General features: G+C 61.1%; 11 protein-coding genes and 1 tRNA gene. 8 read left to right on the top strand and 4 right to left on the bottom strand.

Going from position 1 to position 16,490, the window contains the following annotated elements; translation table 11 throughout:
• Positions 1–26: 26 nt before the first annotated feature.
• The 3 genes from AC1DTQ_RS17530 to AC1DTQ_RS17540 all read left to right on the top strand — a co-directional run bounded on the left by AC1DTQ_RS17530 (position 27) and on the right by AC1DTQ_RS17540 (position 5,114).
• Complete coding sequence (locus AC1DTQ_RS17530) at positions 27–3,536, top strand: YadA family autotransporter adhesin (protein ID WP_477851244.1); 3,510 nt, start codon at positions 27–29, stop codon at positions 3,534–3,536.
• 85 nt (positions 3,537–3,621) lie between these two features.
• Positions 3,622–4,446 (top strand): OmpA family protein, encoded by an 825-nt coding sequence (locus AC1DTQ_RS17535; protein ID WP_477851246.1) that lies wholly within the window; start codon positions 3,622–3,624, stop codon positions 4,444–4,446.
• 155 nt (positions 4,447–4,601) lie between these two features.
• Complete coding sequence (locus tag AC1DTQ_RS17540; protein WP_477851248.1) at positions 4,602–5,114, top strand: DUF4019 domain-containing protein; 513 nt, start codon at positions 4,602–4,604, stop codon at positions 5,112–5,114.
• 63 nt (positions 5,115–5,177) lie between these two features.
• Here AC1DTQ_RS17540 and AC1DTQ_RS17545 read toward each other — a convergent pair whose 3' ends face one another.
• Entirely contained in the window at positions 5,178–5,531 is a 354-nt protein-coding gene (locus AC1DTQ_RS17545; RefSeq protein WP_477851250.1) for a hypothetical protein, read from the bottom strand.
• 201 nt (positions 5,532–5,732) lie between these two features.
• Positions 5,733–5,945 (bottom strand): hypothetical protein, encoded by a 213-nt coding sequence (locus AC1DTQ_RS17550; RefSeq protein WP_477851252.1) that lies wholly within the window; start codon positions 5,943–5,945, stop codon positions 5,733–5,735.
• Between the two features lie 127 nt (positions 5,946–6,072).
• Here AC1DTQ_RS17550 and AC1DTQ_RS17555 point away from each other — a divergent pair, with 127 nt between their 5' ends.
• Both AC1DTQ_RS17555 and AC1DTQ_RS17560 read left to right on the top strand, forming a co-directional pair.
• Positions 6,073–6,987, top strand: coding sequence for an alpha/beta hydrolase (locus tag AC1DTQ_RS17555; protein WP_477851459.1), 915 nt, complete (start codon positions 6,073–6,075; stop codon positions 6,985–6,987).
• A gap of 44 nt (positions 6,988–7,031) precedes the next feature.
• On the top strand, positions 7,032–9,416 hold the full coding sequence (locus tag AC1DTQ_RS17560; RefSeq protein ID WP_477851254.1) for a ligand-binding sensor domain-containing protein: 2,385 nt from the start codon (positions 7,032–7,034) through the stop codon (positions 9,414–9,416).
• Here AC1DTQ_RS17560 and AC1DTQ_RS17565 read toward each other — a convergent pair.
• Positions 9,357–10,538 (bottom strand): sensor histidine kinase, encoded by a 1,182-nt coding sequence (locus AC1DTQ_RS17565; RefSeq protein ID WP_477851255.1) that lies wholly within the window; start codon positions 10,536–10,538, stop codon positions 9,357–9,359. The genes AC1DTQ_RS17560 and AC1DTQ_RS17565 overlap by 60 nt on opposite strands.
• Positions 10,539–10,768: 230 nt before the next feature.
• Here AC1DTQ_RS17565 and AC1DTQ_RS17570 point away from each other — a divergent pair, with 230 nt between their 5' ends.
• Positions 10,769–11,521, top strand: coding sequence for a response regulator transcription factor (locus tag AC1DTQ_RS17570; protein ID WP_477851257.1), 753 nt, complete (start codon positions 10,769–10,771; stop codon positions 11,519–11,521).
• Between the two features lie 93 nt (positions 11,522–11,614).
• On the opposite strand, the gene AC1DTQ_RS17575 is transcribed toward AC1DTQ_RS17570, so the two are convergent.
• Positions 11,615–11,690 (bottom strand) — tRNA-Ala (locus tag AC1DTQ_RS17575).
• 439 nt (positions 11,691–12,129) lie between these two features.
• Between AC1DTQ_RS17575 and AC1DTQ_RS17580 the strand changes: the two genes are divergently transcribed.
• Positions 12,130–13,275 carry an efflux RND transporter periplasmic adaptor subunit gene (locus AC1DTQ_RS17580; RefSeq protein ID WP_477851258.1) on the top strand — a complete coding sequence of 382 codons (1,146 nt, stop codon included), beginning with the start codon at positions 12,130–12,132 and terminating at the stop codon, positions 13,273–13,275.
• Positions 13,272–16,379: an efflux RND transporter permease subunit gene (locus tag AC1DTQ_RS17585; protein ID WP_477851260.1), complete on the top strand. Its 3,108-nt coding sequence runs from the start codon at positions 13,272–13,274 to the stop codon at positions 16,377–16,379. Before AC1DTQ_RS17580 ends, AC1DTQ_RS17585 begins: the two co-directional genes overlap by 4 nt.
• The last annotated feature ends 111 nt before the right edge of the window (positions 16,380–16,490 follow it).

Raw genomic sequence — 16,490 nt, forward strand, 5'->3', positions numbered from 1 at the left:
ACATCGCGCCGAATGAAACGTTGACGATGGCAGCGGGCAGCAACGCCACAGTGGCCTATGACGACACCACCGGCACCATGACCGTGGGCGTGGTGGCCAACCCCAACTTCACCAGCGTCACCGTGGGCGACACCCTGATCACCGACGGCAGCGTGAGCTTCGTCAGCGGCGGTCCCAGCATCACCAACGTCGGCATCGATGCTGGCAATACGACCATTACCAACGTAGGGGCCGCGGTCGATGGCGACGATGCGGTCAACCTGGACCAGGTGACCAACCTCGTGAACGGTGTAGCGACGCATTACTACAGCGTCAACGACAACGGCGTGCAGGGCGGCAACTACAACAACAACGGCGCCACCGGCGTCAACGCGCTTGCCGCAGGCGTCGGGGCAGTAGCCAGCCAGAACGACGCCACGGCAATCGGTGCAGGCGCGGTAGCGGGCACCAGCGTCGGCGATGTGGCGCTGGGTTCGGGTTCGGTAACGGCAGCGGCGGTAGCGACTACCGGCACGACGATCAACGGCGTGGCGTACAGCTTCCAAGGCACCGGGCCGACCAGCGTGGTCAGCGTGGGTGGTGTCGGCACCGAGCGGCAAATCACCAACGTGGCGGCCGGCCAAGTCACCAATACCTCGACCGACGCGATTAACGGTTCGCAGCTGTTTGCAACCAACCAGGCGGTCGAAGCGATCGGCGACGTCGCCAACGCCGGCTGGAACATCACCGACGGCACCAACACCGGCAACATCGCGCCGAATGAAACGTTGACGATGGCAGCGGGCAGCAATGCCACCGTCGCGTATGACGACACCACCGGTACGATGACCGTTGGGGTGGTGGCCAACCCCAACTTCACCAGCGTTACCGTGGGCGACACGCTGATCACCGACGGCAGCGTGAGCTTCATCACCGGCGGTCCCAGCATCACCAACATCGGCATCGATGCGGGCAATACGACCATCACCAACGTAGGCCCCGCGGTGAATGGCGGCGACGCGGTCAACTTGGATCAGGTCACCAATCTGGTGGACGGTTCGGCGACCCATTACTACAGCGTCAACGACAACGGCGTGCAGGGCGGCAACTACAACAACGACGGTGCCACCGGTCTCAACGCCATAGCGTCCGGCGTGAATACCACCGCGAGCGGCGATAGCAGCTTTGCTGCGGGTTCGGGGGCCAACGCCACTGGCGTCAACGCCGTGGCGCTTGGTACGGGAACCTCGTCCACAGCCCAGCACACCATCGCCATCGGTGTCGGAAGCAGCGCCTCTGTGCGACTGGGTATCGCCATCGGCGGCGCATCCAATTCCGCCGGCAATGGCGCGATAGCGATTGGCGATGCCACACAGTCGACGGGCTTCTCGACCGTTGCCTTGGGTCAATCGGCGAGCGCGACGGGGAATTTTGCGGTGGGTATTGGACGGCAGGCGAACGCCAGCGCGGAAGGTGGAGTCGCCATGGGCTTCGGCTCCCAAGCCACCGCACTCAATGGCGTGGCGCTTGGCCGCGCAGCGGTTGCAGACCGCGTTGGCATGAGCGGCGCGACTGAGCTGTTCTCCAATGCGGTCGTCGCATCGACCGAAGGCGCAGTGTCGGTGGGTCAGGCGGGTAGAGAGCGCCAGATCACCAATGTGGCGGGCGGCACGCAAGACACCGATGCGGTCAACATTCGTCAGCTGAGAGCAGTGGCCGATACGGTGGCCGCGACCGCCACGCACTACTACAGCGTCAACGACAACGGCTTAGTCGGCGGCAACTACAACAACGACGGCGCCACCGGCCTCAACGCACTGGCGACAGGCGTGAATGCGACGGCAGCGGGAGATTCCTCCGTAGCCGTCGGTCTCGGGGCAACTGCAGGCACCGCCAACAGCGTCGCTCTCGGTGCCGGTGCCCTGACCTCCGCAGCGGTCGCCACCCCCAGCGTCGTCATCCGCGGTACGACCTACAACTTCCAGGGTATCGCCCCGGTGGGTGTGGTCAGCGTGGGCAGCGCGGGCAACGAGCGCCAGATCACCAATGTCGCAGCAGGCCAGATCAGCGCCACCAGCACGGATGCCATCAACGGTTCGCAGCTGTATGCGACCAACTTAGCAATCAACAGCATCGTCTCCGGCGGCGGCATCATGTACTTCCACGCCAACTCGACCGATCCGGATTCCGTCGCCAGCGGCGTGAACGCGGTAGCCATTGGCCCCAACACCGTGGCCAGCGGCGACGGCGGCTATGCCGCAGGCGATGGCGCGACCGCTGTCGGCAGCAATAGCATCGCGGTGGGTACCGGCGCGTCGGCTACCGGCGACAACGCCATCGCCCAAGGCAACGGCGCCGTCGTCAACGGGACCGACAGCACTGCTCTTGGCAGCGGTGCCAACGTTGCCGCCGACAACGGTCTGGCTCTGGGTGCCGGCGCCACCGTCACCCATGCCAACAGCGTCGCGCTGGGCGCGGGTTCGGCCACCACCGTCGGCGCGCAGAGCGGGTACAACGCCGCCTATGTGGGTAGCAGCAACTCCACAGGTGAAGTGAACGTCGGCGGCCGCACCATCACCGGTGTGGCGCCGGGTATCGCCGGCACCGATGCAGTCAACGTGGACCAGCTGAACGCCGGCATCAACAGCATCACCGTCGACAACACCGCCCTCAACAACGCCATCACCAATCTGGACAACCGTGTCACCACCATCGAGGGCGATATCACCGACATCCAAGGCGACATCGTCGATATCCAGGGCGATATCAGCGACCTGACCGATACGGTGAACAACGTCACCGGCGACATCAACGCCGTACAGAACGGCGCCGATGGCATGTTCCAGGTCAGCCAGGAAGGCCCGATCGTCAAGCCGCTACCGACCGGTACCAATGCTTCTGCCGGCGGCAACGGGGCGGTCGCCAGCGGCAACAACGCACTGGCGGTGGGCAACCAGAGCCATGCCACCGGCACCAACAGCACCGCGATCGGTACCGGTTCCACCGCCTCGGCCACCAACAGCACCGCCTTGGGCAACAACGCCTCGGCCACTCACGGCAACAGCGTGGCGCTGGGCGCGGGTTCGGCCACCACGGTGGGCGCGCAAACCAACTACAACGCAGCTTACGTGGGCAGCAGCAACTCGACCGGCGAAGTGAACATGGGCGGTCGCACGATTACCGGCGTGGCGCCGGGCATCGCCGGGACCGATGCGGTCAACGTCAACCAGCTCACCGCGGGCGTGAACTCCGCCGTCACCCAGGCCAATCAATACACCGACAGCCGCCTGGCCGACTTGGACAACGACGTGTGGACGATGGAACGCAACTACCGCGGTGCGACTTCCTCGGCGATGGCGATGTCCGGCTTGCCGCAGGCGTACCTGCCGGGCAAGAGCATGCTAGCGGTGGGCTTTGGTGGCTACCAGGGCGAATACGGCATGGCCTTCGGCTTGTCGGGCATCACCGAGAACGGTCGCTACGTCTACAAGGCGCAGGCCAGCGGCAACACCGCCCGCGATTGGGGCTTCTCCGTCGGTGCAGGCATCCAGTGGTAACGGCTTGCGGGCCCTTCCTTCGCGGAAGGGCCCGCGCCTCCAGCATCGGGCATCCCGCCGCCACCATCTTCCAAGGGGAATACATATGAAACACAACTTGAAAATCACCCGCGCGCTGCTGCTCTCGGCAAGCGCCGCACTTCTGCTTTCGGCCTGCGGCACGCGCCATGTCAGCCGCGATATCAGCCCGCAGGGCGTCGCCGGCGAAGTCGTCTTCCCAGACCCGGCGCATATCGTGATGAAAGGCGGCACGTTTCCCAACCTGGGCGATCTGCGCCTGGTGGGACCGGGCATGACCAAGGACCAGCTCTACCAATTGCTGGGTCGCCCGCATTTCCACGAAGGCTATGCCGGCGTGCGCGAGTGGGACTACCTGTTCCACTTCCGCAAGAACGGCCAGATCATCACTTGCCAATACAAAGTCGTCTACGACAAGGACTATCTGGCCCAGACCTTTCATTGGGCGCCGGCTTCCTGCGCCGATCTGCTGGTGGACGCGGCGCCGGTGGCAGACGAGGCCAAGGAACGGAATTTCAGTCTGTCGGCCGACGCGCTGTTCGCGTTCGCCAAATACGGTGTCGACGACATTCTGCCCAGGGGGCAGGAAGAACTGACCGCCATCGCAGGCAAGCTCAAGGAAGCCGACAACGCATCGATCAAAGTCGTTGGCCATACCGATAGGATCGGCAGCGATGCAGCCAACCAGCTGCTGTCGCAACGTCGCGCGCAGACGGTACGCGAGTTCCTGATCGCTCGCGGCGTAACGGCGTCGGCCATTACCGCCGAGGGACGCGGCGAAAGCGAACCGGTCAAGGATTGCGAAGACCAGGCGCGTACGGCATTGATCGCGTGCTTGGCTCCGAATCGCCGGGTCGAAATCCGGGTCGATGCCAGCGCGACGACCCACTGAAGATTTTTTGACTGTGCTATAGCGTTCGCTGGCCTAGATTAGCGACCGCCCGTGAACAACGTAGGTCGGGGCTACGATTCCCGACCTATGTATTGATGGATTTCCTGCGTCGGGGGCGTAGCCCCGACCTACGTTCTTAATTTGGAGAATTGCGTATGAAGACTTCCAGGTTCGCACTCGCTTCGCTGCTGCTGGCATTCGCCGGTGTCGCTAGCGCGCAGCAGACGGCACAACCGGCGCGTGCGCCCGCCCCGAAGCCGCAGGTCACTCAGCAGCAGCAACTGACGCCCGAACAGCAGGCCCAGGTCGCACGCCAGGATGCCGAGATGACCAAGGCCGCGGCGCAGGTGGTGCAAATGGTGGACCAGAACAAGACCGCAGAAGTCTGGGCGGGCGCCTCTCCGGTGGCCAAAGCAGCGACCAACCAGGCTGAGTTCGTCAAGCAGGTCTCGCTGGACCGGCAAAAAGTCGGCGTCGTCGCCGAGCGTAAACAGGTGGCGGTCACTCGCGCTGTTTATCCGGCGGGCGCGGAGGTACCGGCCGGCAACTACGTCAATGTGGTCTACGCCACCAAGTTCGCCAACTCGCCGCAGCCGGTGCGCGAGCTGGTGTCGTTCCATCTGGACAGCGACCAGACCTGGCGGGTCTCCGGTTACAGCTTGCGCTGATCCGAAGGGAGCTTGCTATCGCACCAAGCTCCCCACCTAGATTAGCTCCCACCCATATGCCGGTTACGCCTGGCCGAATGCCGCCATCAGCAACAACACAAACGCGGTGACCGCCGCGATGGCGTGGGCGACGACCAGCCAAGCCGGCAATAGGCGTTGTCGCCACTTGTACGCAAGACTCATCACCGCGCCGCCTGCGGCCGCCAATAGGAACAGCGCCAACGCCAGCGTCGCCATCGCCGGAACAGGCTGCGTGCAGATCGCATAGAGCAGCAGCGTCAAGCCCGACGCAGCCAGCAGGCCATGCAGCATCGCTAGCCAGGCGGGTGGATTATGTTTGGTGGTGAAGCGAATGGTCGCCATGAGCAAACCGCCCAAAGCGGTAATCGCCAACAGAATCGTCGCGGTTTGCAGCATGGCAGCGGCCTGCAATTGGGAATTCAGGTTAGGCGGCCCCGAGTGAGTATCACGTCTTATTGGAGTTAATCCGGCGTGACGACATCGTGGGACGAATTTACCTCCGCCAGAAACCAACGGGCCACGGCGGTCGCCTCGCCTGCCAGCGAAGATCGACGCATTGACCGATGCCCCTTCCAGTAGACGTCCCTCCTGGAATGATCAGGAGAGCGAGCCTTTTTGCCTCCCCTTTGAAAAAGGGGGGGCGAGGGGGATTTGCTTTTGCTTTTGCCTGTTGCTTTTAGAAGCAAGATCAAGAGCAAATCCCCCGTAGCCCCCTTTATCAAAGGGGGCAAAGCCAGAGCACCGGAGCCGCTGATATTTTCGTTTTCTTGCCACGATTCGCATCAGCGCACGGAAGATTACCTCAGCCATCGAACGCGCGATTCTGCATCCGCAAGCAGGACCGGTTCTGCTAGTGTTATTCCTCAGTGACGCGGGCGCGATTGTCCGCAGGGGATGGGCTGTGAGGGCGTGGCTAACTGTTTTATTTCTGCTGGGCATGAGCGGAAGTGCGCATGCGCAATCAGTGGTCTGGCAACCTGCCGACGGACACACTCAACTGCCGTTGTGGCCTGGAACGCCACCGGATGCCCAGCCCGTCCCGAGCCCTGAAATCGAGACGTCCAGAACGGATCCTATGGTCGCAGGCAGGCCGTGGAAGGCGACTACCAATGTGACCCGACCTACCATTACGGTCTACGCGCCCAAGGAAAATAATACGGGAGCGGCCGCCGTGGTGTTTCCTGGCGGCGGCTTCCAGGTATTGGCCATGGACCTCGAAGGCACCGAGATCTGCGACTGGTTGAACGGCCAGGGAATTACCTGCGTGCTATTGAAGTACCGCGTCCCAAGCGCACCTTACCGTTGGCAATGCGAGTGCTATCCGAACCTCTACACGGAGTCCACCCTGGCCTTGCAAGACGCGCAGAGAGCAATTGGACTAGTGCGATTCCACGCCAAGGAATGGCACATCGATCCGCACAAGGTGGGAGTGGTGGGCTTCTCGGCAGGCGGCTATCTGGTGGCAGAGACCAGCACGCGGTTCAAGAACCGCCTGTATCGGGCCGTGGATGCGGCGGATAAGGAAAGCGCCCGACCGGACTTCGCTGTTGCCATTTATCCGGGGCGCCTTGCAACCAACGACGACAAGTTGAACCCGAACGTTCCGGTCTCCCGCGATACTCCGCCCACCTTCCTGCTGCAGGCGCAAGACGACTACACGGACGGCGTGAATCAGTCGCTGGTGTACTACGCGGCATTGCGGAAAGCCGGAGCGCCTGCCGAGATGCATCTCTACGCAGAAGGCGGCCATGCGTTCGGCCTGCGCCGATCGAAGTTCCCGATCACCGAATGGCCGCGGCTGGCCGAAGTGTGGCTGAAGTCGATTGGCATGATTCCTTCGAGTGACGGCTGATGGCCGGGAGCAATCGTTGCGAACGGCCGCTTTCGATGCAAGGCATGATTCTTGAGGTCGCTCGCCTTCGCTGGGTCCCTCGGATCGTGCTCGTATCCATTTTGCTATGCGCCAACAGTCTGGCCTCGACCACGGAAACGGCACCGACTGCCGAATACCAGAACATTATCCGCAACTACGGGCCCGAAGACGGCTTCTCGCAGAACGACGTCAGCGCGCTTTTGCAGGGCCGGGACGGGTATTTGTGGATCGGAACGTTCGGCGGATTGATGCGCTTCGATGGCGATAAGTTCACCCTGCTGCGTGCGGTTCGCGGGGATCCCGCGCAACGGGATCCGTTGAATAGGGGCGGCCCCGGCAGCGACCGCATCATGGCGCTACGCGAAGATGCCGACGGCCGTATTTGGATCGGTACCGAAGACGGCGGCTTGAGCCTCTACGATCACGGACGCTTCCAACAGCTTCCGATTTGTGGAGGAACCTGCGGGGTGCGCGCGCTCTCGCCGCAGGTCGCCGGAACCCTATGGGCGGCCACCGACGCGGGTCTATATCGCATAGCGACGAATACGCTTCGGGCAACGCTCATCAAGGGCCAAACAGCCGGGGTTTATGGCGATATCGCGATCGCGAAAGATGGTCGTGCCTACTTGACCGGGCCGGGAAAACCCATGGAAGTGGTGGTCGGCGAAGACATCGTCCCCGTTCCGCTCCCGCACGGCGTCGCTCGGGCGGGACAGATGGCTGCGATCGGGGAATCTATCTGGGTTGAGACCGATGCCGGACTTTATCGATTCGATCCCTCACAGGCTTCGTGGACGCTGAAGACTGTCGAGCCGATCCTGCATTTATTGGAATCCCCGGACGGACTTCTTTGGATATCCACCCAATCGGGGAAACTGTTGCGTGCCGATCCTTCGGGTGAATTGCGCCCTTTACCGGGCCTCCCCGCGATGCTGGTCAACGCGTTCTGGCGCGATCGCAGCGGCGTCCTCTGGATAGGCAGCGGAAAAGGCTTGTGGAGCGTGCGAACCAGTAAGGCGATGCTCCGCAACAATGTCGACACTCTTTTGCTGTATGGAGGGGCGGCAAGGGCGGTGGCCGGCGACGGCATGGGCGGTACTTGGCTCGGTTTTGCCTGCGGCGGTATTCGTCATCGCCTCGAAGACGGAATCTATGAAACGCCGCGCGCCTCCCTGGTAAGTAAAAACGAATGCATCACCAGCTTGCTGCACGACACCGATGGCAATTTATGGATAGGTACCGCGTACGCCGGATTGCTGCGGGTCGTCGAAGGGGCGAAGGAGACGGTCACGCTGGGGCCGGATCTGTTCAATCTACAGATCTGGCAGTCAGACGACGGTGAATACTGGCTGGCCGCCGATGGTCATACCTTCAAAGTCCGCAAAACGGACGCCGGGGCGTTCGCTCTGTCGCAACCTGTTGCGGCATTGGAAGGCCTTATCGTCCGGAAAATGGTCACGGCCCGCAAGGGAGGTGTGTGGTTTGTAGGGGACCACGGGGCAGTGCGTCTGGATAAGGATCGCGTCGTAGAGCGCTGGACGCCCGAGCAGGGCTTGTCGAGCCGTTTCGCCCGCTCCCTGTACGAAGACAGTCGCGGTGTGGTGTGGATCGGCACTTATGGCGGCGGCCTGAACCGGATCGAAAACGGCAGGATTACCCGCTACGACGAGAGCAACGGTTTGTTCGACGATACCGTGTCCTGCATCCTCGCCGACCGGACGGGGCAGATGTGGCTCGGCGGCAATCGCGGCATTTCCGTTCTACCGAAAGCGGCGCAACAGGGCGGCAAGTTCGAAACCATACCCTTCACCGTCAGTTCCGGATCGGTTTCGTTCGAACTCAATGGCGGAACACAATCCTCCTGTTACCAAGATGAGAAAGGACACCTTTGGTTTGCACTGGTGAAAGGATTCGCCGAGATCGATCCCGCCAACTTTGTCGAGGCTTCAACGCTTCAACCGGAAGTGCACATAGAACGGGTCACAAGCGCCGGCTTGAAACACGATCCGCTTAAAATGGTCGTGCTTGGCACTTCGGTCTCGCTTCTGGAGATCGAATATACCGCCATTAATCTCACCAGCCCGGATCAACTCAGCTTTCGTTATCGCATGTCGGGCGTCGATTCGAAGTGGACCAATGCCGGCTCGATCCGGAGCATCATTTTCCAGAATATGCCTTGGGGCGAACATTTATTCGAAGTGCAAGCACGGAATCGCGGCGGAACTTGGTCGCCATCGGCGACGCTGCGGATTTCACGCCCTATTCCGTGGTATCAGCGCCAATGGCTTTGGCCCTTGATTGCGTTGCTGGCCTTGCTGACGGTGATATGGCGCACACGTGAATACAAGTCATCCAGCAGGCATAACGAGCGCCTGAGCCGCATCACCGGAAGAAGTCAGCGCGGCTAGCCCATCGTTGCCCGGCGCCGGAGGATCGTCTTGTCCGGCCTCGGGTAGTTCTATGACGATGGTTGTGCCGTTGCGATCGCTGTTTTCCACCCTGACGGCTCCCCCCGCTTCGGTGATCGATTGATAAACCACAGCCATCCCGATTCCCGTGCCTAAGCCTTCCGGCTTGGTGGTATAGAAAGGCTCGAAAATCCGTTCGCGAACTTCCGCCAGCATGCCGTGCCCGGTGTCGGCAAGCGTCACTACGATGTGCGTTTCGCGCTTGTCGATAACCAACTTGAATGCCCCTTTCTCGGGCATGGCATCGCGCGCATTGCTTGCGATGTTGAGGACCGCCAAGTCGAACTCATGCCTGTCCATGTGGACGGGGAAGGCTCCCGCCGGAATATCGAGGAGCACGCGGGTTCTCTTGTTGAACAGCGACCGCAGCAGCGGTGCCAATTCGTTCAGAGCCGCGCCGGCATCGAAAGTAGTAATGGGGCCGGGAGTGCGGCTCAGGGAAAGCAGTCGCCGGGTAACCTCGCCACCGCGACGCGCGGCGTTTTCGATCGCTTCCAAGTTGTCTATAGCCTGCTCCGACCTGACTATATTCAAAGGGTCGGTGGCATAGCCGAGGATGACGCTCAGCAAGTTGTTGAAGTCGTGCGCTATCCCTCCCGCCAACTGGCCCAAGGCATCCATTTTCTGCGAATGGATCAGCTGCGCCTGTTTCTGTTCCTTGGCGCGGATCTCCGTCTCCAACTCATCGCAGACCAAATCCAGGTCCCGGCTGCGTTGATCGGCATGATTGGATTTGGCGATCAGGCGGTCCAAGATCAGCGCGATGATCAGGCATGCCAATGCGGGCTGGGTCACGTCCGTGAAGCTTTCGCTTAAGCCCGCTCCGGCGCTGCGCAGATCGGCTGCCGCGCCCATCAAGATCGCGCAAATGCTCGCCGTCGCTGTCAGCCATACCGCTCGCCTGCCCAGCATCAAGCCGGCGAACAGCAGCGGAATCATGTGGCTTAGCTGCAACAGTGCCTGGGCCTTGAGCCCGTAGTGCCAATAACTGGCGCCAATGAACAACACGCTTGCCGCGATCAGAAAGATCGCGACTAGGCGTGGATAGCCACGAAGCTCCATAGTTCTCGATCCGCCCGGAATGGGAAATGTCGATAGACAACAATTGCAAGCAAATATTTCAATCCATTTGTGACGCCGTGCGAAATTCAACGCATAGAGCGCCTCTTGCGTACGGTGAAAGCGAGCATTTCTAAATAGTTTGCACTATTTTTATATCGATCTACTTTCATTAGTATAAAGTTTGCGTTAAAGGAAACGCGCATTCCTACCTACTGGCATCCCGGGTCGTGATGCCGTCTTCAACCTCAATGACGGGAGAATCATGCGGAAAGTCGAAGGATGTTCCGGTGATTAAATCGGAACTCGAACGCGTTCTCGTCGTCGAAGACGATGTGGAGTTGCGCGATAAGGTTCTTCTTCCGGGCTTGCGGCGCTTCGGCTTCGAGCCCGTCGGCGTGGGGAGCGCCGTGGAGCTCTACAAATGGCTGGTGAGCAATTCGTGCGCATTGATAGTGCTGGATGTCGGACTCCCGGACGACGATGGCTTCACCGTAGCCAAACACCTGCGCGAAATCACGAATGCGGGGATCATCATGTTGACCGGCCGCGAATCCCAAGCCGACCATATCCGTGGATTGGCCGAAGGTGCCGACGTTTATTTCACCAAGCCTCTGGACGTAGAGTTGTTGGCCACCGCGCTTCACAGCCTGTCGCGCAGGATGTCGACCAGACCTCTTACTCAAGCATTCGCCCCGGCGGAACGATGGCGGATCGAAGCCGGCGGCTGGCGACTGGTCGCGCCTAATGGCAGCGTGATCGCGCTGTCGATGCCTGAGCGGGCGGTCTTGAAGAAGCTCGAGTCCGCCGATAAACCTGTTCCCAGAGAAGACCTGATCGCTGAATTGGACGAGATCATCGAAGATTTCGACCCTAGCCGATTGGACATGTTGATTCACCGCCTTCGGCGAAAAGTGGAAGCCAAGGCAGGCCACGAATTGCCGCTCTCGGCCGTGCGAAAGATGGGCTACATGCTTTCGTTCTGAAGGGAACCCTGGTTTGGATTCTCGCAGGGCATAAAAAAGCCGAAACCCCTTTTTGAGGATTCCGGCTTCTTTGGACTTCCCTGGACCACCTAATGGTGGAGCGGAGGGGGATCGAACCCCTGACCTCCACGATGCGAACGTGGCGCTCTCCCAGCTGAGCTACCGCCCCAGGTGCCTGCATAGTCTAGCTGTGTCAGGTGGGGCTGCGCCAGTCCGTCCTGAGCGCCCCAGGAGCTGCTGTGGCAGAAGAACCTTTGGCCTCAAAGACTTCCGGTCCCAGCACTTCCCGATGCGATGGCCCACATCCGGCCTCCCGTTCTGGGTCTCCGATACGTTGCGCTTACGGCCGAACACGGCTGCATTAATAGGTCTCCCGAATCGATCCCGATTTTTTCCTCGCCGAAGCTTCCTTCGTTGACTTGGGCCGACGTCGACCAAGTCGGCGCTCAAGCACCAACTTCTCAGGATCGGTTCAGCCATTGCACGCTTGAGGCGGGCCGCGTCCGCAAGACGCGACATTTCCACGACATCCGAAGCCGATCATCGACTGCGACTCGAAGGCGCGCACGCCATGAAAGGGCGCGCGGCGACCCTGGCCAAGGACACACGTGGATAAGAAACAACGTCGAATCGCTCTTATCGGGGCGGCGATCCTAGCGGTCGGAGTGCCGACAGCAGTTTATTTCGGAGGCGAGAGCGACACTGCTCAAGAGGAGGCGCCTGCAACGCCAGTGTTGGCGGTGGTCATGACACGGGCGCAGCTCACCATGCTTCCCAGGCGAATCCCGGCGACTGGCAATATCGCCCCCTGGCAGGAGGCCAGCGTGGGAACCGAAGCCGAGGGCCTGCAGCTCACTGAGGTGAGGGTCAATGTGGGCGACAGGGTTCGCCGGGGACAGGTCCTGGCTGTATTCAAGCCAGAGATGGTCGCCGCCGATTTGGCCGAGGCCCAAGCCTCTGTGGCCCAAGCCCAGGCACAGCTGATGGAGGCCGAGGCCAATGCGGAGCGCGCAAGAGGGCTGGATGCCTCGGGTGCGATGTCCGCTCAGCAGATCAATGCGTATGTGGTGGCGGCCAGGACAGCACGGGCGAGATTGGACGCGGCCAAAGCCATTGCACAACGACATCACCTTCGACTGGCGCAGACACGTGTGCTGGCGCCGAGCGATGGGATCATCACCGCGCGCACCGCCACCGTGGGCGCGGTGATGCCCGGCGGACAAGAATTGTTCCGCCTGATCAAGGAGGGTCGCCTGGAATGGCGGGCCACCGTTGCCATGTCGGATATGCCCCAACTGATGCCCGACCAAGTGGCCGAGATCAGCGTTCATGGCCAGCCGCCACTCCAAGGCCGCCTGCGAATGTTGGCTCCCTCAATCGATACCCAGACCCATAACGGCCTGGCGTATGTGGATCTTCCGGCCAACAGCCAAGTGCGAGCGGGCGCTTTCGCGCGAGGCTTTTTCGAAGTGGGTGAGGACCAGGCACTGACGGTGCCGCAGCAGGCCGTGCTGCTTCGCGATGGATTTAGCTATGTCATGCGCCTTGATCCCAAAGCAAAGGTCTTAATGACCAAAGTTTCGGTGGGCCGACGGGTGGAGGATCGCGTGGAGATCACCGGTGGCCTTAAAGCTTCTGAGCCTATTGTGGCTTCGGGTCTGAGCTTCCTGAGCGAAGGGGACACGGTCAAGGTTGTGCGCGCCCTCGTAGTAGGCGCACCTGCTAGAGCAATGCAGGCCGGAAGTGCGCCATGAACCTCAACGTCTCCACCTGGTCCATCCACAATCCAGTGGCGGTCATCTTGCTTTTCATCCTGCTGACTGTGGCCGGCATTGGCGGATTTTTCGCCATGAAAGTGCAAAACTTCCCGGACATTGATTTTCCGATCATCACCATCACGGCTGAGTTGCCGGGTGCCTCGCCGCCCCAGATCGAGAGCGATGTGGCGCGGAAGATCGAAGATGCACTTTCCAATATCCCCAAGATCAAACACATCAGCAGCACGCTGACCGATGGCACGGCGACCATCACGGCCGAATTCTTGCTCGACAAGTCGGTGCAAGAGGCGATGGATGACGTGCGCGATGCGGTCTCAAGCACACGCTCGGACCTGCCTGCGGATCTGCGAGATCCGGTGATCACCAAAAGCACCTTGGCCGATTCCCCGGTCATGACCTACACGATTACCTCGGTTCGCAGGGATGAGGAAGCGCTTTCTTGGTTCATCGACAATGAGGTGCGCAAGCGTTTGCTGGCAGTGTCAGGCATTGGCGCGGTCTCGCGCATGGGCGGTGTGGACCGGGAGGTGCGGGTTGAGCTGGATCCCGATCAGCTGCTGGCCCTGAATGCGACGGCGGCGGATATCTCAAGGCAACTTGCCGAACTCCAGCAAGAAGCCTCCGGGGGGCGCGTGGAAGTGGGCGGGGGAGAGCAATCGGTTCGCACGATCGCTACCGTCGCAACGGCGCAAAATATTGCCGCCTTGGACATCTCGTTGGGCGATGGACGCAGGATCCGGCTGGATCAGGTGGCCACCGTTTCCGATACCACCGCCGAGCCTAGATCGATGGCGCTGTTCAATGGAAAGTCTGCGGTGGGTTTTGAGGTCATACCCGCCAGGGGGGCAGGCGAGATCGATGTGGCCGAAGCTGCCCAAGCGGTTGTGGAGGAGCTCAAAACAGCGCACCCGGAAATCGAGTTCACCGAAGCCGTCAACTCGATTGACCCGATCGTGGACAACTACCACGGCTCAATAATGCTTTTATTGGAAGGCGCGGTGCTGGCCGTCATCGTGGTGTTCTTCTTCTTGCGCGACTGGCGGGCCACCTTCATTGCGGCGGTGGCGCTTCCGCTGTCTGCCATTCCCACCTTCGCCGTCATGTATCTGATGGGGTTTACCCTCAACACCGTCTCGCTGCTGTCCTTGTCCTTGGTGATCGGTGTGCTGGTGGACGATGCGATCGTAGAGATCGAGAATATCGAGCGGCATCTGCTCATGGGCAAGCCGCCCATGGAGGCATCCACCGAGGCGGCCAATGAAATCGGCCTGGCCGTGATTGCCACGACCTTTACGCTGATTGCCGTTTTCCTGCCCACTTCACTTATGAGCGGCATGGTGGGGAAATATTTCGTGCAGTTTGGCTGGACCGCGGCGGTGGCAGTGTTCTTCTCCCTAGTCGTCGCGCGAATGCTCACGCCTACGATGGCCGCCTATAGGTTGAAGGCGCCTGAGAAGAAGCCCAAGCCTCCGCGCTGGATTGAGAGTTACTTGGGATATGTGCGGTGGTGTTTGCAGCACCGGGGTCTGACGATGGCTGCGGCAGGCCTGCTCATTGTGGCTGGCATCGCCCTGGCCTTTACCTTGCCAGGCGAGTTTATTCCCGCAGATGATGGTGATCAGACCCAGGCAACGTTGTCCTTGCCTCCGGGGAGCACCTTGGCGGACACCCGCGCCTTGGCCGAGATTGCCCGTAACGTCATCGTTGAAAATCCCCATGTGCTGTCGGTCTACACGGCCATCGGTAGCAGTTCCAGTTCATCGGGCGGGCCGGGTGAATCCGGGTCCGCAGGGGGCGTGGGGACGGCGGTGCTGACCATGAACTTGGTGCCCCGAGGTGAGCGCGGTGGACTGGACCGCCAGGGCGTTGAGGGTCAACTCCGGAAGTCGCTCTCCTTATTGCCGGGCGCGAGGGTCAGTGTCGGCATGGGCGGTATGGGCGAGGGCTATTCGTTGTCGTTGGGCTCGGAAGACGGCGTTTTACTTGCCCAACATGCCGCGCGCGTGGAGCGAGAACTCAGAACCCTTCCAGGCATTGGCGCAGTTACCTCCTCGGCCAGCCTAGTGCGGCCCGAGCTGATCGTGCGGCCCGATTTCGCGCGCGCTGCGGATCTGGGGGTGAGCTCTGCTGCCATTGCCGAAACGCTGCGAGTGGCTACCTCAGGCGATTACAGTCAGGCGCTGTCCAAGCTAAATCTCAGTGAGCGGCAAATCCCCATCGTGGTGAGATTGGCCGACCGAGGGCGGGATGATCTGGAAACCCTGCGCCGTTTGCCCGTGCCGGGTGCACGCGGGCCGGTGCCGTTGGAAAGCGTGGCAGATCTGCAAATTCTGAGCGGTCCCTCTGAGCTCACGCGCTACGACCGCACACGCAACATCAATCTCACCGTGGAGCTCAATGGTGGGCAACCCTTGGGAGACGTGGAAAAGGCGGCCAACGACCTGCCGAGCCTGAAAAATCTTCCCAATGGGGTCAAAATCACGTCGACCGGTGATGCCGAGAACATGAGCGAGCTGGCTATCGGCTTTGCCATTGCCATGCTCTCGGGCGTCTTGTGCGTCTACATGGTGCTGGTGCTTTTGCTCAAAGACTTTGCCCAGCCCCTGACCGTGCTGGTGGCCCTGGTGCTCTCGGTGCCCGGCGCCTTCCTGGCGTTGAAAATCACTGGTTCCTCATTGTCGATGCCTTCCATGATCGGGCTGATTATGCTGATGGGCATCACCACCAAGAACGCTATCTTGCTGGTGGACTACATCATCATTGCGCGGCGGGATCATGGGCTGGACCGGCTGGAAGGCATTATCGATGCCTGCCGCAAGCGCGCCCGGCCCATCATCATGACCACGATCGCCATGGGCGCGGGCATGCTGCCCATCGCGTTGGGTCTGGGCGCCGACGCCAGCTTCCGCTCGCCCATGGCCATTGGGGTGATCGGTGGGCTTATTACCTCGACCGCGCTGTGCTTGCTCGTGATACCCGTGGCTTATAGCTATATCGATGATGCCGTCGGATCGATGAAAGCCCGTTTCAAGCACGACAACCGGACCTCGGCGATAGGCAGCTCTGAGAAATGGGCATAAACGTGTCGGTGAGCAGCCTGATGACGATCGTGCTCATTAGCCATGTGATGGCCAGCATTACTATGTCAACCAGGTGCGTGGTCTTATGCGCTATTCCAGTCTGCGGCAGTA

The sequence above is a fragment of the Pseudoxanthomonas sp. P4_B2 genome (genome assembly GCF_056402315.1).